The sequence below is a fragment of the Streptomyces sp. NPDC048514 genome (genome assembly GCF_043199955.1).
Lineage (GTDB): Bacteria > Actinomycetota > Actinomycetes > Streptomycetales > Streptomycetaceae > Streptomyces.
The window spans coordinates 138,371-156,341 of the sequence record NZ_JBICWT010000006.1 but is presented as its reverse complement, the minus strand read 5'-3'; the positions used below and the strand labels follow the sequence as shown (position 1 = coordinate 156,341).

Here is a 17,971-nt window from a genome sequence, read left to right as displayed (position 1 = left end):
GCCGAGGGTGCCGACGGGCATGCCCGGCCGCCGGGCGCGGCGGACTGCGCCGCCCCCGGGCGAGGCACGGGAAGAGGGGCCGACAGGTGACGAGCGCAGCCGAGCAGCGGGCACCGGCCGGGGAGCCGGCCGGGAGCGGGCAACCGGCGGCGGTGAACGGCTCGCGGCGGGCCGTACCGCCCGCCCCGCCGGTGTGGCCGGGCACGCCGACCCCGCTGGGGGCCCGGTTCCGGGTCGGCCCGGACGGGGTCGCGGGCACCAACTTCGCGCTGTGGGCGGCCGGGGCGGAGGCGGTCCTGGTGTGCCTGTTCGACGAGCGGGGCCGGGAGACACGGGTTCCGCTGACCGAGCTGACGCACGAGATCTGGCACGGTTTCGTGCCGGGCGTGATGCCGGGGCAGCGCTACGGCTACCGGGTGGACGGCCGCTGGGACCCGTGGACCGGCGCCCGCTGGAACCCGGCCAAGCTGCTGCTGGACCCCTACGCCCGGGCGGTGGACGGTGAGTTCCGGCTGCCGCCGGAGGTGTACGGGCACGTCCGGGACTGGCCGGAGCAGCAGGTCGCGGACACCGTGCGGGACGAGCGGGACTCGGCGCCGCACGTGCCGAAGGGGGTCGTCGTGCACGACGACGACGACTGGTCGGACGACCGGCGCCCGAAGACGCCGTGGGCCGACTCGGTGATCTACGAGCTGCACGTGCGCGGTTTCACCAGACTGCACCCCGGCATCCCCGAGGAGCTGCGCGGCACCTACGCCGGGCTGGCGCACCCGGCCGCGATCGAGCACCTGGTGCGCCTCGGCGTCACGGCCGTCGAGCTGCTGCCCGTGCACCAGTTCGCGCACGAGGATCATCTGCTGCGCCGGGGCCTGAGGAACCACTGGGGCTACAACTCGATCGGCTACTTCGCCCCGCACGCGGCGTACGCGGCGTCCGGTACGACGGGGCAGCAGGTCGGCGAGTTCAAGCGGATGGTGCGGGCCCTGCACGCGGCCGGCATCGAGGTCATCCTCGACGTGGTCTACAACCACACCGCCGAGGCCGGCGAGCTGGGGCCGACCCTGTCCCTGAAGGGCATCGACAACCGCGGCTACTACCGGCTCCAGGACGACGCCCGCCGGTATGCCGACTACACCGGCTGCGGCAACACCCTGCACGTCGTCCAGCCCCAGGTGCTGCGGCTGATCACCGACTCGCTGCGGTACTGGGTGACGGAGATGGGCGTCGACGGGTTCCGCTTCGACCTCGCGGCGGCGCTGGCACGCTCGATGCACGACGTCGACATGCTCTCGCCGTTCCTCGCGGTCATCGCCCAGGATCCCGTGCTGCGCCGGGTGAAGCTGATCGCCGAACCGTGGGACATCGGCTCCGGCGGCTACCAGGTCGGCGCGTTCCCGCCCCTGTGGACGGAGTGGAACGACCGCTACCGCGACGCCGTCCGGGACTTCTGGCGGCACGCCCTGCCGGACGTGCGCGAGATGGGCTACCGCCTCTCCGGCTCCAGCGACCTGTACGCCTGGGGCGGCCGGCGCCCCTACGCCTCCGTCAACTTCGTCACCGCGCACGACGGTTTCACCCTGCGCGACCTCGTCTCCTACGAGCGCAAACACAACGAGGCCAACGGCGAGAACAACCGGGACGGCACGGACGACAACCGCTCCTGGAACTGCGGCGCGGAGGGCGAGACCGACGACGAGCGGGTACGGGCGCTGCGGCGACGGCAGCTGCGGAACCTGCTCACCACCCTGCTGCTGTCCACCGGCGTGCCCATGCTGGTCGCCGGCGACGAGCTGGGCCGTACCCAGCGCGGCAACAACAACGCCTACTGCCAGGACAACGAGATCGGCTGGCTGGACTGGTCCCTGCTTCGGGACCCCGGCTGGCGGGCGCTGTTCGAACTGACCTCGCGGCTGATCGCGTTGCGCCACCGGCATCCGGTGCTGCGCCGGCGGGCCTTCTTCTCCGGCCGGTCCCAGACCGCGGACGGACTTCGGGACCTGGCCTGGTTCACCTCGCGGGGCGCGGAGATGACCGAGGTCGACTGGTACGCGCCCGCGGCCACGCTCGGCATGTATCTGTCCGGGCGGGACATCCCGGGCCGGGACGAGCGGGGCGCCGCGGTCCTGGACGACAGTTTCCTCGCGGTGCTGCACGCGGGCGACCGGCCGACGGGCTTCGTCCTGCCCGGTCCCCCGTGGGCGCAGCGGTACGAGGTGGTCGTGGACACCTCGCGGGAGGAGCAGGCCGAGGCGCCGGGAACGGTCCACCGGGCGGGCACGGAGATCACGGTGCCGGCCCGGGCGGTACTGCTGCTGAGGGTCGCCTGAGCCGGCCCCGCCCCGGTGCGGGACACTCCCCCTGAACCCGTGCACCTCCTGTCCGTGACGCAGATCACGGTCGGCGGGTGCAGCGCGGGGCAGGGTCCAGGGCCTTACCTCTGGTGTAGACAGCCGGCGAGAACGAGGACCGTGGGATGGAGCAGAGCAGGGCCGGTGAGTACGACGCGTTCGTGGCGGCCCGCTGGTCGGTGTTGTTCCATCTGGCCCGTCTGCTCACCGGAGGGGATCGGTACCGGGCCGAGGACCTGTTGCAGGACTCCTTGGTCAAGTTGTGGTTCGTCTGGCCGAAGGTCGCCGACGAGGCTCCGGAGGCGTATGTGCGCAAGGTGCTGGCGCGGGCCGCGGCCCGCTCGGCCCGCCGGCGCTGGTGGGGTGAGCGGCCCGTGGAGGAGCTGCCCGAAGTGGCGGCGGACGGCGACATGTCGGCGAGGGTGGCCGAGCGTTCCCGGCTGGAGGCCGCTCTCGGGCAGCTGACGCCGCAGCAGCGGGCCGCCGTGGTCCTGCGTTACTACCAGGACCTGCCCGACCGGCAGGTCGCGGAGATCCTGGGCTGCCCGGCGGGCACCGCCCGGTCCCACGCCGCGCGCGGGGTGGCCCGGCTGCGCCGGCTGCTGGCCGACGTCATCGAGCCGGTGGGGTGAGGGAGGACCCATGGACCGCATGGAGCATCTGGACGACGTGGACCGCGTGGAGCGCCTGGATCTCGGCGACGACCTGGCGCACCGGGACCACTTCGAGCGGCAGCTGGCGCGGCTGATGCACACCCAGGAACAGACGCCCTTCGGCCCGGGGCACCGGGACCGGCTGCGCGCCGGGGTGGTGACGCGCCGTCGGGTGCGGGCGGCGCGCCGCGCCGCCGGCTCCGTGCTGGCGGTGGCGGGGCTCGGCCTCGGGGTGTTCCTGTGGCCGCACGCCCACACCGACGACCGGCCCAGCGCGCCGCATCCCCGTCCCGCGATCAGCCCCACCTCCGGCCCGAGCACATCGCCGTCGCCGTCCCGGTCGGCGAGCGGGCCGCCGCCGTCGTACCCGACGACGCAGCAGCCGCCGGACGCCGACACGACGACCTCCGACCCGCCGGCGGGCCCGGGGAGCACGGCCACCGGCCAGGAGTTGCCGTCGGCCACGGCCACCTCCTCGGACGAGGCCACCGCACCGCCGCCCACCGTCACGCCGTCGGACGTCCCGTCCTCGCAGATCAGCCCGAGCGGCTGACGCCCGTCGCCCTTCACCTCCACCCTTCACCTTCATGCCCTCGGTATGCCCGACGGACCAGAACAAACGGGGATCCACGTGACTTATATCCGACCGAGCCGACCAGCGGTCCCGGCGCCGGCATCCCGGCGCACCCCGCTGCCCACGCACGCCGACGAACCCGTCCTGGACCTGGTCGTACCGGTGTTCAACGAGGAGAAGGACCTCGATCCGAACGTACGGCGGCTGCACGCGCATCTGCGGGAGACCTTCCCCTACCCGTTCCGGATCACCGTCGCCGACAACGCGAGCACCGACCGCACCCCGCGCATCGCCGCCCGGCTCGCCGCCGAGCTGCCCGAGGTGGCCTCGCTCCGGCTGCCCGAGAAGGGCCGCGGACGGGCGTTGCGGGCGGCCTGGTCGGGCTCGCGGGCGCCCGTGCTGGCCTACCTCGACGTGGATCTGTCCACCGGGCTGACCGCGCTGCTGCCGCTGGTCGCCCCGCTGATATCCGGCCATTCCGACCTGGCCATCGGCACCCGGCTCGCCCCCGGCGCGCGGGTGGTGCGCGGGACCAAGCGCGAGGTCATATCCCGCTGCTACAACGTCCTGCTGCGCTGCACCCTCTCCGTCGGCTTCTCCGACGCGCAGTGCGGGTTCAAGGCGGTGCGCCGCGAGGTCGCCGAGCGGCTGCTGCCCCAGGTGCGGGACGGGGAGTGGTTCTTCGACACCGAGCTGCTGGTGCTCGCCGAGCGTGCGGGTCTGCGGATCCACGAGGTCCCGGTGGACTGGGTCGACGACCCGGACAGCAGTGTGGACATCCTCGCCACCGCGCTGGCCGACCTGCGCGGGATCGCCCGGATGCGCCGCGACCGGACCCGGCGCCGGCCGCGTGGCGAAGCGGTGGCCTCATGACCGCGACCCTGCCCGGCATACAGGCGCCGGCTCCCCGGCCCGAGCCCGGCGCCCGGCTGCGCGCGGCCGGGCGCCGGCACGGACCCGTGCTCGCCCTGTTCGGCGCGCTGAAGCTGGCCGGCTTCTGCTCCTTCATGTACCTGCTGTCCTCCGCCGGGGACTACCGCACCAAGCACCCCCGGTTCGGCGGCGGGGCGCACGCCTGGGACGTGCTGGCCACCTGGGACGGCTGGTGGTACCAGCAGATCGCCCTGCACGGCTACGACCCGAAGCTCGTCCCGGTCCCGGGCGCCACCGGCCTGATCACGCTGGAGGGCAACTCGGCGGCGTTCTTCCCGCTGTACCCGGCCCTGATGCGGCTGACCTCCGCCGTCACCGGACTCGGCTCCTACGGTGCGGGGCTGCTGGTCTCGATCGTCGCCTCCTTCGCGGCCGCCCTCGGCGTCTACGCCATCGCCGAACGGCTCGGCGGCAGGCGGGCCGGATTCGCCGCGGCCGGGCTGTGGGCGGTGTGGCCGGGCTCCGGCGTGGAGTGGGCGGTCTACTCCGACTCCCTCTACGTGGCCCTGGCCGCCTGGGCCTGCTACGCCCTCATGACCCGCCACTGGCTCAGCGCCGGGATCCTCACCTTCACGGCCGGCCTCAACCGGCCCACGGCGGCGGCCCTGATCGCCGCCCTCGCCGTCGCCGCGCTGCTCGCCCTGCGCCGCCGCGAGGACGGCGCCCTGCGCCCCCTGCTCGCGCTCGCCCTGGCTCCGCTCGGCCTGTTCGGCTACCTGCTGTGGGTCGGCAACCGCATGGGCGACCTGGGCGGCTACTTCAAGCTGCAGTCGGGCGCCTGGGCGCACAGCTTCGACTACGGCAAGCAGACGTTCGACGTGCTGACGTCCGTGCCCGTGGGCAAGTTCGACTATCTCTTCGCCTACCCCTTCGCCGACGTCATCAGCGTCTGCGTGATCCTGCTGGCCGTGGCGCTGCTGCCGCTGCTGCTGCGGTTGCGCCCGCCGGCCGTGCTGGTCGTGTACACCGTCCTCACGCTGGCGCTGGTGCTCGGCAGCCAGCAGATCGTCGCCAACATCTCCCGCTATCTGCTGCCGTGCTTCCCGCTGTTCCTGCCGCTCGCGCTCGGGATGCGCCGGCTGAGCCTGCCCGTGCAGTGCACGCTCCTCGGCATCGCCGCCCTCGCCTCCGGCTCCTACGCGGGATACGCCCTGTTCGAGCTGGGGGTGCCGTGATCCGGCGGTGAGCGGCCGGCTGCCGTACCCGGTGCCCGGACCGGCCGGCCGGCCGTCCGTCAGGCCAGGCTCTCCCGCCACGCCTTGTGCAGGCCGGCGAATCCGCCCGTGCCGGCCATCAGTTCGTCCGGGTGCCCGTCCTCGACGATCCGGCCGCGCTCCATCACGAGCACCCGGTCCGCGATCTCCACGGTGGACAGCCGGTGGGCGATCACCACCGCCGTACGGCCCCGCAGCACCGTCGACATCGCCCGCTGCACCGCCCGCTCGCCCGGGACGTCCAGCGAGCTGGTCGCCTCGTCCAGGATCAGCACCGCCGGGTCGGCGAGCAACGCGCGGGCGAAGGCCACCAGCTGGCGCTGGCCGGCCGAGATGCGGCCGCCGCGCTTGCGGACGTCGGTGTCGTAGCCGTCGGGCAGGGCGGTGATGAACTCGTGGGCGCCGATCGCCTTCGCGGCCCGCTCGATCTCCTCCCGGCCGGCGTCGGGGCGGCCGACGGCGATGTTGTCGGCGACCGTGCCGGAGAACAGGAACGCCTCCTGGGTCACCATCACGACCCCGCGCCGCAGTTCGGCCACGGGCAGCTCGCGCAGGTCGACCCCGTCCAGCAGCACGCGCCCGTCGGTGGGGTCGTAGAACCGGGCCAGGAGCTTGGCCAGGGTCGACTTGCCCGCACCGGTGGTGCCGACGACGGCGACGGTCTGCCCGGCCGGCAGCGTCAGGTCGAAGCGGGGCAGCACCTCGCCGCCCGTGCGGTAGGCGAAGCCGACGCCGTCGAAGACCACCTCGCGGCCCGGGAGGTCGCCGGCCGTCGGCGGCAGCTCACGGGGCGCCGTCGGCTCGGGCACGGTCGGGGTCTGCGCCAGCAGCCCGGCGATCTTCTCCAGGGAGGCGGCCGCCGACTGGTAGGAGTTCAGGAACATCCCGAGCCGGTCGATGGGGTCGTACAGCCGACGCAGATACAGCACCGCCGCCGCCAGCACGCCCAGCTCCAGCGAACCGGACGCCACCCGGTAGGCGCCCCACAGCACGATCCCCGCGACCGCCGTGTTGGCGACCAGCCGGGATCCGACCACGTAACGGGCCATCTCCAGCAGCGCGTCCCCGTTCGTCCGCTCGTGCCGCTCGTTCAGGACGGCGAACTCGGACTCGTTCGCGGCCTCCCGGCGGAAGGCGCGCACCGGGCGGATGCCGTTCATCGTCTCCACGAACTTCACGATCACCGAGGCGATCGCCGTGGACCGCGCGCGGAACACCCGTCCCGCGCGCCGCTGGTAGGACCGCACCAGCAGGTGGAGCGGCACGAAAGAGGCCACCGCGACGGCGCCGAGGCCCAGATCCAGCCAGAGCAGCATCGCCGAGATGTAGACGAAGGACAGCACGACCGTGACCAGCTCCTGGAGGCCCTCGTCCAGGAGCTCCCGCAGCGACTCGACGTCCGTGGTGGAGCGGGAGATCAGCCGGCCCGAGGTGTACCGCTCGTGGAAGTCGATGCTGAGCGCCTGGGCGTGCCGGAAGATCCGGCCGCGCAGGTCCAGCAGCACGTCCTGGCTGACCCGCGCGGAGTGCTCGATGAACGCGAACTGCAGCGCGCCGGAGGCGAGGGCGCACAGCAGATAGCCGACGGCGACCGCGATCAGCGGACCGTGCCGGTGGTCCCGGAACGCCGGTACGGCCCTGTCGATGGCGTACGCCACCAGCAGCGGGCCCACCTGCACGGCCGCCTGCTGCAGCAGGAGCAGGAGCGTGGTGAAGGCGGCGCGGGCCTTCCTCGGCGCGAGCAGCGAGCGCAGCAGGGCCGAGGTGGCGCCGGGCGGGGTGGGCAGGACGTCCCGGTCGAAGGGGTCGCCGGCGTCCTGCGGGCGGCTGTGCTCGTCGTCCTCGGCGACGGCCGGGGTGGAGGGGGTCGTGGTGGTCAACGGGGGTCCTCCTGGTCGCCGGACATCAGACGGGCGTACTCGGCGTTGTCGCGCAGCAGTTCGTGGTGCGTGCCGACGGCGGCGATCCGGCCGCCGGACAGCAGGGCGACCCGGTCGGCGAGCAGCACGGTGGACGGGCGGTGGGCCACGATCAGGGCGGTGGTGCCGGCGAGGACCCGCCGCAGCGCCGCCTCGACCGCGGCCTCCGTGTGAACGTCCAGGGCGGACAGCGGGTCGTCCAGCACCAGGAACTCCGGCCGGCCGACCACCGCGCGGGCCAGGGCGAGGCGCTGGCGCTGGCCGCCGGAGAGGCTGAGGCCCTGTTCGCCGACGCGGGTGCCGGTGCCCTGCGGCAGCTCGTGCGCGAACTCGGCCTGCGCGATGGCGAGGGCCCGGTCGAGGTCCGCCTTCCCGACGGCGTCCGCGGCTCCCATGAGGACGTTCTCGCCGACGGTCGTGGAGAAGAGCGTGGCTTCCTCGAAGGCCATGGCGACCCTCGCCCGGAGCTCCTCGCGGGGCATCGCCGTGATGTCCACGCCGTGGAGGGTGATGCGGCCGGAGGTGACCTCGTGCAGGCGCGGGACGAGTGCGGTGAGCGTGGTCTTGCCGCTGCCGGTGGCGCCGACCAGGGCCATGGACTCGCCGGGGCGGATGTGCAGGTCGATGCTGCTGAGCAGCGGCGGGGAGCCGGGCGCGGCGTCCGGGTAACGGAACCGGACGTTCTCGAACCGGAGCCCGGTGGCGGCGGCGGTCCCGGGAGTGGTGCCGGTGCCGGCGGCACTTCCGGTGCCGATGCCGATGGCGGGTCCGGTGCCGATGGCACTTCCGGTGCCGGTGCCGATGGCGGGTCCGGTGCCGGTGGCACTTCCGGTGCCGGTGGCGGTGCCGATGGCGGGTCCGGTGCCGGTGCCGGTGCCGGTGCCGATGGCGGGTCCGGTGCCGGTGGCACTTCCGGTGCCGGTGCCGATGGCGGGTCCGGTGCCGGTGGCACTTCCGGTGCCGGTGGCGGTGTCGGCCGCGAGTGGGTTCGCCCGCTCGTGCTCGCGGGGTAGCGCTCCCGCCGGGGCGGGCGTCGTCCCGGTGGCACGGCCCCCCGGGGCCGGGGACTCCGGGTCCTCCGGCTGCTCGTCCATCACCTCGAAGTACCGTTCCGTGGCCGTCGCCGCCTCCTGGCTCATCGCCAGCAGGAAGCCGATCGAGTCCACCGGCCACCGCAGCGCGAGCGCCGTGCTCAGGAAGGCGACCAGCGTGCCCGCCGACAGCTCTCCGTCGGCCACCTGGACCGTCCCCAGCACCAGCGCCGCGCCGATCGCCACCTCGGGCAGCGTGACGATGACACCCCAGATGGTGGCCAGCAGCCGCGCCTTGCGCAGTTCCGTGCCGCGCAGGGTGCTCGCGAGGGCGTGGAACGTCCGCGCCTGGCTGCGGTGGCGGCCGAAGCCCTTGATGATGCGGATGCCGAGCACGCTCTCCTCGACGAGCGTCGTCAGGTCGCCGACCTGGTCCTGCGCCCGCCGCGCCACCTGCGCGTAGCGCCGTTCGAAGACCACACAGGTCCACATCACCGGGATGACGGGCCCGAGGAGGACCAGGCCGAGGACCCAGTCCTGCAGCAGCATGATCACCACACCGACGACGATGGTCACTCCGTTGACCAGCAGGAACGTCAGCGGGAAGGCGAGGAACATCCGCACCAGCATCAGGTCGGTCGTGCCCCTGGAGAGCAGCTGGCCGGACGCCCAGCGGTCGTGGAAGGCCACGGGCAGCCGCTGCAGGCGGCCGTACAGCGCGGTCCGCATCCGCGCCTCGACGTGCGACAGCGGCCGCGCCACGAGCCAGCGCCTTATGCCGAACAGGACGGCCTCGGCGATGCCGAGCAGCAGCAGGTACAGCGCGCCCAGCCAGACGCCCGCCGGGTCCCGGTCGGCGACCGGGCCGTCGACCATCCACTTCAGGACGAGCGGGAACATCAGTCCGGTGCAGGACGCCACGACGGCGACGAACGCGGCGGTGAACAGCCGGGCGCGGACTGGGCGGACGTACGGCCACAGCCGCAGCAGGCTGCGGACGGCGGACCGGTCCTCGGTGGTTGCACGTGTCGTGGGCATCACCGCGAGCGTACGGACCGGCACTGACAACGCCCACCGAGTTTCGGCCGGTCCCACCCCCAGCGTCCCCGCGCCCGGTCGTGCGCGCCGGTCGTACGGGCGCCGCGTGCCGTGGCCGTGCGGGCGCCGCGTGCAGTGGTCGTACGGGCGCCGCGTGCGGTGGTCGTACGGGCATCGCGTGCAGTGGTCGTACGGGCGTCGGACGAGGTGGTCGTACGGGCGCGGGACGAGGTGGTCGTACGGGCGCCGGACGTGACGGATCGTCCCCCGTGCCGCGGAGTCGTCCGACGCGGCGACGCAGATCGTCCCCGCTCGCTCTTCCTTCCCCGGCCCGCGTTAATCACTGGAGCGGCCGCCTCCGCCTTGGATACGTTCGGCGTTTCGCGGCGTGGGACGAGCGGAGCGGGGGACCGATGATCGACGCCTACCAGGACCCGGGCGTGCCCGACACCCGTGGCGGCCGGCACTACCTGTGGTGGCTGGTGCTCCGTCAGCCGTGGCGCTCACTGGCCGGGGCGCTGCTGAGCAGCGTGTGGATGGTGCTGCTGGCCGCGCAGCCCTACATGATGGCGCGGGCGGTCGACGACGGGCTGGTGCCGGGGCGGCTCGGGGTGCTGGCCTGGTGGACAGTGGCGATGTTCGTGACCGGGTCGGGGAACGCCTGGCTGAGCATCATGCGGCACCGCACGATGACCCGGGTGCGGATGGACGCCCACTTCCGGACGGTCAAGGTGGTCGTGGGGCACGTGGTGCGGCTCGGGGCCGCGCTGGGGCGCCGGGCGGGGGCCGGCGAGGTGGTGACGATCGGGGTCGGTGACGTCCAGACCCTGGCCCAGGCGCTGACCGTGGTCGGCCCCGGGGTGGGCTCGGTCGTGGTGTATCTGGTGGTGGCCGGGGTGCTGCTGTCGATCTCGGCGCCGCTGGCCGCGGTGGTGCTGCTGGGGCTGCCGCTGATCGCGCTGATCACCGGGCCGCTGACGCTGCGGCTGCAGGGTGCGGAGAGCGAGTACCGGGATCGGCAGGGTGTCCTCGCCGCTCGCATCGGCGACCTCGCGGGCGGGCTGCGCGTCCTCAACGGCCTGGGCGGCAAGAGGCTGTTCGCCGACGCCTTCCGCGAGGACTCGCGGCGGCTGCGGGCGCAGGGCTACCGGGTGGGCGCGGTGGCCAGCTGGGTGCAGGCCCTGGGGGTGGGGCTGCCCACCCTGTTCCTGGCGGTGGTGACCTGGCTGGCGGCGCGGCTGGCGGCCGGCGGGGAGATCAGCGTCGGCGAGCTGGTGGCGGTGTACGGCTATGTGGCGGTGCTGATCGGGCCGGTGGCGTTCTTCGTCCTGATGGCCTACGACCTCAACCGGGGTGTGGTGGCGGCGCGCCGGGTCGTACGGCTGCTGCGGCTGGAGCCGGAGCCGGACGAGGGCACCCTTCGCGCGCCGGACGGGCCGGCCGAACTGCACGATCCCGCGTCGGGGGTGCGGGTGGTGCCGGGCCGGCTGACCGCGCTGGCCTCGACCCGGCCCGCCGAGGCCGCCGCGGTGGTCGACCGGCTGGGCCGGTACGGCCCGACCGACGCGACCTGGGGCGGGGTACGGCTCGACGCGGTCCCGCTGGACGCCGTACGCGCGCGCGTCCTGGTCGCGGACAACGAGGCCGATCTGTTCGCCGGGCCGCTGCGGGAGGTGGTGGCGGCCGAGCACCCGGCCGACGAGGCCGCCCTGCGCCGGGCGGTGTACGCGGCCGCCGCCGAGGACGTCGTACGCGGTCTGCCGGACGGTCTCGACTCGGCCGTCACCGGGCAGGGCCGCAGCCTGTCCGGCGGGCAGCGGCAGCGGATCCGGCTGGTGCGGGCGCTGCTGGCCGACCCCGAGGTGCTGCTCGCCGTGGAGCCGACCTCGGCGCTGGACGCGCACACGGAGTCGACGGTCGCCGAGCGGCTGCGCGGGGCGCGGGAAGGCCGTACGACGGTCGTGACGAGCACCTCGCCGCTGGTGCTGGACCGGGCGGACACGGTGCTGTTCCTGGTCGACGGCAAGGTGGCGGCGCGCGGCTCGCACCAGGGGCTGCTGGCACGGGAACCCGGGTACCGGGCGCTGGTGGCGCGGGCCGCCGACGAGGCCGGGGCCGAGGAGGCCGTGCGATGACGACGGACGGCCGGCTGCTGCCGGTCGCCGACCGGGCCGGGGTGCGGCGGGCCACCGTGCGGCTGGTGCGGGCCGACGCCCGGGCGTTCGCCGCCGCGCTGACGCTGAACGCTCTGGCCGCCGGGGCGGGACTCGCCGGGCCCTGGCTGGTCGGGCGGATCATCGACGAGGTGCGGGCGGGACACGGGGCCCGGGCGGTGGACGGGCCGGCGCTGTGGATCCTGCTCGCCTCACTCGCGCAGCTGCTGCTGGCACGCTGGGCGCGGTACGTCGGGCACCGGTTCGGGGAGCGGACGCTGGCCCGGGTGCGGGAGGAGTACGTCGACCGGGTGCTGGCGCTGCCCGCGTCCGTGGTGGAGCGGGCCGGCACCGGTGACCTGACCGCGCGGGGCACGGCCGACGTGGCGACGGTGGGCACCACGCTGCGGGACGTCGGCCCGGATCTGCTGGTCAACTCCGTGCAGGCGCTGTTCGTGCTCGGCGCGGTGTGCGCGCTCGACCCGCTGCTCGGTGTCTTCGGGCTGCTCGGGCTGACCCCGGTCTGGCTGGCGCTGCGCTGGTATCTGCGCCGGGCCCGGGACGGCTACCTCGCCGAGGGCGCGGCCACCTCGCAGGTGGCGGAGATCGTGGCGGCGACGGCGGACGGCGCCAGGACGGTCGAGTCGTTCCGGCTGCGACGGCGGCGGATCGCGGCGAGCCGGGACGCGTTGGACACCTCCCGGCGGACCCGGCTGCACACCCTGTTCCTGCGCACGGTGTTCTTCCCGGCGGTCGAGGTGACGTACACCGTTCCCGTCGCGGGGGTGCTGCTGTTCGGCGGGTGGCTGCACGCGCGCGGCTCGGTCGGGGTCGGCGCGGTGGTGGCCGCGGCACTGTACCTGCGGCAGTTCACCGAACCGCTGGACCAGATCCTGATGCGGGTGGAGCAACTGCAGAGCAGCGGTGCGTCGTTCGCGCGCGTGGAGGGGATCGCCGGGGCGCCCCCGGTGGACGCCGGGGGCGGGTCGCCGGTGCCCGCGGACGACCGGATCGACGTGCGCGGAGTCCACTACGCCTACGAGCGCGGCGGTGAGGTGCTGCGCGGTGTGGACCTGACGGTACGGCCCGGGGAACGGCTCGCGGTGGTGGGTCCCTCCGGGGCCGGCAAGACGACCCTGAGCAGGCTGCTCGCGGGCGTCGACCGGCCCGGGGCAGGGACGGTGACGGTGGGCGGGGTGCCGGTCGCCGACCTGGAGCCGGAGCTGCTGCGCCGCCAGGTGGTCCTGGTCACCCAGGAACACCACGTCTTCCTGGGCACGCTCCGCGACAACCTGCTGATCGCCGAGCCGGCCGCCACGGACGCCGGCCTGTGGGCGGCGCTGACGGCGGTGGGCGCCGACGACTGGGTGCGGGCCCTGCCGGACGGCCTCGACACCCGGCTCGGCCCGGCGGGCGCGCGGACGGACGGCTCGCAGGCCCAGCAACTGGCCCTGGCGCGGGTGGTGCTGGCCGACCCGCACACCCTGATCCTCGACGAGGCGACGGCCCTGCTGGATCCCACCACGGCCCGTACCGCCGAACGCGCCCTGGCGGCGGTCCTGCGGGGCCGTACCGTCATCGCCATCGCCCACCGCCTGCACACCGCCCATGACGCGGACCGGGTCGCGGTCATGGAGGACGGCCGCATCACGGAACTGGGCCGCCACGAGGACCTGGTGAGGGCGGGCGGCGCGTACGCGGCCCTGTGGCGGACGTGGCACGGGGACGCCGGGCAGGACTGAGCGCCCGGGTACGGCCGCACCGGGTCTGTGGCGGGCCGTGCGCGCCCCCCTCGTTCGTATATCGAACCCGAACATCCGGTCAACGAAGCCTTTCCGGCCAAGTTTGTGACGCGGTCCTGACAGGTGTGGTGATCCCCTGTCACTCTTCCCTGGCCGACTCACAGCGACCCCACAGCACGGCATGCTCCGCGTGAGCCGGCTTCGCACCCGCACGTGGTTCTGCGCACCGCCCTGTTCTGCCCGGGCGCCTCAACCCACCGCCCGGTCTCCCCTGGCCGCGCGACCCGCGGTCACGCAGAAGGAGTCAGTGTTGAGAAGCATTTCCTCTCGCGGACGCACCTCCCACACACCGCACCGCCGCACCGCCGCCGTCGCCCTCGCCGGCGTCGCCGCCCTGATCGCCGCCGCCGTCCAGTCGGGCGCCGCCAGCGCCGCGCCGGCGAACCCGCAGGCCGGTAAGGTCATCCCGGCCCACGCGGCCGTCAAGCTCAGCCCCTCGCAGCGCGCCGAACTGATGCGCGACGCGGATGCCGCGAAGGCGGACACGGCCCGGTCGATCGGGCTCGGCGGCAAGGAGAAGCTGGTCGTCCGGGACGTCGTCAAGGACGCCGACGGCACGCTCCACACCCGCTACGAGCGCACCTACGCCGGCCTGCCGGTACTCGGCGGCGACCTGGTGGTCGAGTCCAGATCGGGCAAGACCATGGACGTCGTCCGGGCCACCGGCGCCACGCTCGAGGTCGCTTCGCTCACCCCGGCCGCCTCGAAGGCCGCGGCCGAGAAGCTGGCCGTGCAGCGCGCCAGGGCCCTCGGTGGCACCAGGCCGGCGGCGGACTCGGTGCGCAAGGTCATCTGGGCGGCCACCGGCAAGCCCGTCCTCGCCTACGAGACGGTCGTCGGCGGCCTGCAGGACGACGGCACCCCCAACCAGCTGCACGTCGTCACCGACGCCGCCACCGGCAAGAAGCTCTACGAGTACCAGGGCATCAGGAACGGCATCGGCAACACCCAGTACAGCGGGCAGGTCACACTGACCACGACCCAGTCGGGCTCGAACTACACGCTCACCGACGGGGCGCGCGGCGGCCACAAGACGTACAACCTGAACCACGGCTCCTCGGGCACCGGAACCCTGTTCTCGCAGACGAACGACACCTGGGGCAACGGGACCAACTCCAACGCCGCCACCGCGGGTGCGGACGCCCACTACGGCGCCGCGGTCACCTGGGACTTCTACAAGAACACCTTCGGCCGCAGCGGCATCAAGAACAACGGCGTCGGCGCCTACAGCCGCGTCCACTACGGCAACTCGTACGTGAACGCGTTCTGGGACGACGGCTGCTTCTGCATGACCTACGGCGACGGCTCCGGCAACGCCAAGCCGCTGACCGCGATCGACGTCGCGGGCCACGAGATGAGCCACGGCGTCACCTCCAACACCGCGGGCCTCAACTACAGCGGCGAGTCCGGCGGCCTCAACGAGGCGACGTCCGACATCTTCGGCACCGGCGTCGAGTTCTACGCCAACAACACCTCGGACGTCGGCGACTACCTCATCGGCGAGAAGATCGACATCAACGGCAACGGCAGCCCGCTGCGCTACATGGACAAGCCCAGCAAGGACGGCGCGTCCAAGGACAGCTGGTACTCGGGCATCGGCGGCGTCGACGTGCACTACTCGTCGGGCCCCGCGAACCACTTCTTCTACCTGCTCAGCGAGGGCAGCGGCACCAAGGTCATCAACGGCGTCACCTACAACTCGCCCACCGCCGACGGCCTTCCGGTCACCGGCATCGGTCGGGACAAGGCGCTGCAGATCTGGTACCGGGCGCTGACCACCAAGTGGACCTCCACCACCAACTACGCGGGCGCCCGGACCGGCACCCTCGCGGCGGCGGGTGAGCTGTACGGGACCACCAGCGCCGAGTACAAGGCGGTGCAGGACGCCTGGGCGGGCGTCGCGGTCGGCGCGCGCTCCGGTGGCGGCGGAGGCGGCACGTCGTACGAGAGCACCACTCCGGTGTCCATCCCGGACCACGGTGCGGCCGTCACCTCGAACATCTCCGTCACCGGCCGGACCGGCAACGCGCCGAGCAACCTCCAGGTGGCCGTGGACATCACGCACACCTGGCGGGGTGACCTGGTGATCGACCTCGTCGGCCCGTCGGGCACCGCGTACCGCCTGAAGAACTTCAGCTCCTCCGACTCGGCGGACAACGTCAACGAGACCTACACGGTCAACGCCTCCGCCGAACCGTCGAACGGGACCTGGCAGTTGAAGGTGCAGGATCAGGCCACGTACGACACCGGGAACATCAACGGCTGGAAGCTGACGTTCCCGTAAACCGCACCCCACAGCCCTGGGAACACAAGGTCGTCCGAGGGTGCCACACCCTCGGACGACCCGCGTTTTACCTGCCCGAAACGTTTATCGGACAGTCATCTTTCAGCCAACATCACGTCAGGGTCATGACATCTCCACGCCCCGGGTGTCACTCTCTCTCCACCCGCCGCAGCAGCACAGCAACTTCTCAACCACATACAGCCGGCCAGTAACCCCACGCTGACCGGACTCCCCACAAGAAGGAGCCTTGAGTGAGCCCCCTCTACGCGCGTCACAAGCGCACCACTCTGGCCATCGCCACCGCTGTCGCCGCCGGAGCCCTGCTCGCCACCGGTGTGACCACCAGTGCCTCCGCCCAGACCCCGGCCGGGTCCGCGAAGCCGCTCGCGGCCGCGCCGACCACGCTGTCCGCCGCTGCCCGTACCACCCTGATCCAGCGGGCCGAGGCCGGTGCCGCGGCGACCGCGCAGCACATAGGTCTCGGCGCCAAGGAGAAGCTGGTCGTCAAGGACGTCGTCAAGGACGTCGACGGCACCGTCCACACCCGCTACGAGCGCACCTACGCCGGCCTGCCGGTGCTCGGTGGCGACCTGATCGTCCACACGGCCCGGTCCGGCAGGACGGAGGGCGTGACCAGAGCGAACTCGTCGGCCGTCAAGGTGGCGTCGCTCAAGCCGCAGATCACCGCCGCCAAGGCCGAGAAGCAGGCGGTGTCCGCCGCGAAGACCCTCGGCTCGGCGAAGTCCACCGCGGACGGCGCCCGCAAGGTGATCTGGGCCGGCTCCGGCAAGCCCGTCCTCGCCTACGAGACGGTCGTCGGCGGCCTGCAGGACGACGGCACCCCCAACCGGCTGCACGTCGTCACCGACGCCGCCACCGGCAAGAAGCTCTACGAGTACCAGGGCATCGAGACCGGCACCGGCAACACGCACTACAGCGGCAAGGTGGACCTGACGACGACCCAGTCCGGCTCGTCGTACAGCCTCACCGACGGGTCGCGGGGCGGTCACAAGACCTACAACCTGGACCACAAGACCTCAGGCACCGGCACCCTGTTCTCGCAGTCCGAGGACACCTGGGGCGACGGAAACGTGTCGAACGCCGCGACCGCCGCCGCCGACGCCGCCTACGGTGCGCAGGAGACCTGGGACTTCTACAAGAAGACCTTCAACCGCAGCGGCATCAAGAACGACGGCGTCGGCGCCTACTCCCGCGTCCACTACGGCAACTCGTACGTGAACGCGTTCTGGGACGACGGCTGCTTCTGCATGACCTACGGCGACGGCTCCGGGGACTCCGACCCGCTGACCTCGCTGGACGTGGCCGGCCACGAGATGAGCCACGGCGTCACCTCCAACACCGCCGGCCTCGAGTACAGCGGCGAGTCCGGCGGCCTCAACGAGGCGACGTCCGACATCTTCGGCACCGGCGTCGAGTTCTACGCCGACAACACCTCGGACGTCGGCGACTACCTCATCGGCGAGAAGATCGACATCAACGGCGACGGCAGCCCGCTGCGCTACATGGACAAGCCCAGCAAGGACGGCGGCTCCGCCGACTACTGGTCCTCGAGCGTGGGCGGTCTGGACGTGCACTACTCGTCCGGTGTCGCCAACCACTTCTTCTACCTGCTGTCCGAGGGCAGCGGCGCGAAGACGATCAACGGGGTGAGCTACGACTCGCCGACCCAGGACGGTTCCAAGGTCACGGGCATCGGCCGGGACAAGGCGCTGCAGATCTGGTACAAGGCGTTGACCACGTACTTCACCTCGACGACCGACTACGCGGGTGCCCGCACCGGCACTCTCAAGGCGGCAGCCGACCTGTACGGCGCCGACAGCGCCGAGTCCAAGGCGGTCGCGGCGGCCTGGTCGGGGGTCAAGGTCGGCTGATCCGTAGCATCCGCTGATCCGGCACGGACGGAGGGCGGCACCCGGGCTCCTGCCCGGGTGCCGCCCCCGCCACGTTTCCGAGTCCTCGCCGGCGTACCCCCGGGTGTCCGGCCATCATCGCGGCCCGTGG

The 17,971-nt window shown here is 73.0% G+C and carries 10 protein-coding genes and 1 pseudogene; 9 read left to right on the top strand and 2 right to left on the bottom strand.

Going from position 1 to position 17,971, the window contains the following annotated elements; translation table 11 throughout:
* Nucleotides 1-86 precede the first annotated feature (86 nt).
* The 5 genes and pseudogenes from glgX (at nt 87) to ACGFT2_RS15145 (ending at nt 5,683) form a co-directional block, all read left to right on the top strand.
* Entirely contained in the window at nt 87-2,327 is a 2,241-nt protein-coding gene (glgX, locus tag ACGFT2_RS15165) for a glycogen debranching protein GlgX (RefSeq protein WP_393277912.1), read from the top strand.
* Between the two features lie 146 nt (nt 2,328-2,473).
* Entirely contained in the window at nt 2,474-2,980 is a 507-nt protein-coding gene (locus ACGFT2_RS15160) for a SigE family RNA polymerase sigma factor (protein WP_393277910.1), read from the top strand.
* A gap of 10 nt (nt 2,981-2,990) precedes the next feature.
* Entirely contained in the window at nt 2,991-3,554 is a 564-nt protein-coding gene (locus ACGFT2_RS15155; RefSeq protein WP_393277908.1) for a hypothetical protein, read from the top strand.
* 138 nt (nt 3,555-3,692) lie between these two features.
* Nucleotides 3,693-4,415 (top strand): annotated as a pseudogene (locus ACGFT2_RS15150) (dolichyl-phosphate beta-glucosyltransferase); the annotation flags it as partial.
* A 29-nt stretch (nt 4,416-4,444) separates the two neighbouring features.
* A complete protein-coding gene (locus tag ACGFT2_RS15145; protein WP_393277906.1) occupies nt 4,445-5,683 on the top strand; it encodes a hypothetical protein in 1,239 nt (412 codons plus the stop codon).
* A gap of 59 nt (nt 5,684-5,742) precedes the next feature.
* Here the strand turns inward: ACGFT2_RS15145 and ACGFT2_RS15140 are convergent, their stop codons facing one another.
* Nucleotides 5,743-7,602 (bottom strand): ABC transporter ATP-binding protein, encoded by a 1,860-nt coding sequence (locus ACGFT2_RS15140; RefSeq protein ID WP_393277903.1) that lies wholly within the window; start codon nt 7,600-7,602, stop codon nt 5,743-5,745.
* A complete protein-coding gene (locus ACGFT2_RS15135; RefSeq protein WP_393277901.1) occupies nt 7,599-9,710 on the bottom strand; it encodes an ABC transporter ATP-binding protein in 2,112 nt (703 codons plus the stop codon). Before ACGFT2_RS15135 ends, ACGFT2_RS15140 begins: the two co-directional genes overlap by 4 nt.
* Before the next feature lie 413 nt (nt 9,711-10,123).
* On the opposite strand from ACGFT2_RS15135, the gene ACGFT2_RS15130 reads away from it, so the two are divergent.
* The 4 genes from ACGFT2_RS15130 to ACGFT2_RS15115 all read left to right on the top strand — a co-directional run bounded on the left by ACGFT2_RS15130 (nt 10,124) and on the right by ACGFT2_RS15115 (nt 17,841).
* Nucleotides 10,124-11,845 (top strand): ABC transporter transmembrane domain-containing protein, encoded by a 1,722-nt coding sequence (locus tag ACGFT2_RS15130; RefSeq protein ID WP_393277899.1) that lies wholly within the window; start codon nt 10,124-10,126, stop codon nt 11,843-11,845.
* Nucleotides 11,842-13,605, top strand: coding sequence for an ABC transporter ATP-binding protein (locus tag ACGFT2_RS15125; protein ID WP_393277897.1), 1,764 nt, complete (start codon nt 11,842-11,844; stop codon nt 13,603-13,605). Before ACGFT2_RS15130 ends, ACGFT2_RS15125 begins: the two co-directional genes overlap by 4 nt.
* Nucleotides 13,606-13,915: 310 nt before the next feature.
* On the top strand, nt 13,916-15,949 hold the full coding sequence (locus tag ACGFT2_RS15120; RefSeq protein WP_393277895.1) for a M4 family metallopeptidase: 2,034 nt from the start codon (nt 13,916-13,918) through the stop codon (nt 15,947-15,949).
* A 251-nt stretch (nt 15,950-16,200) separates the two neighbouring features.
* Complete coding sequence (locus tag ACGFT2_RS15115; protein ID WP_393277893.1) at nt 16,201-17,841, top strand: M4 family metallopeptidase; 1,641 nt, start codon at nt 16,201-16,203, stop codon at nt 17,839-17,841.
* The last annotated feature ends 130 nt before the right edge of the window (nt 17,842-17,971 follow it).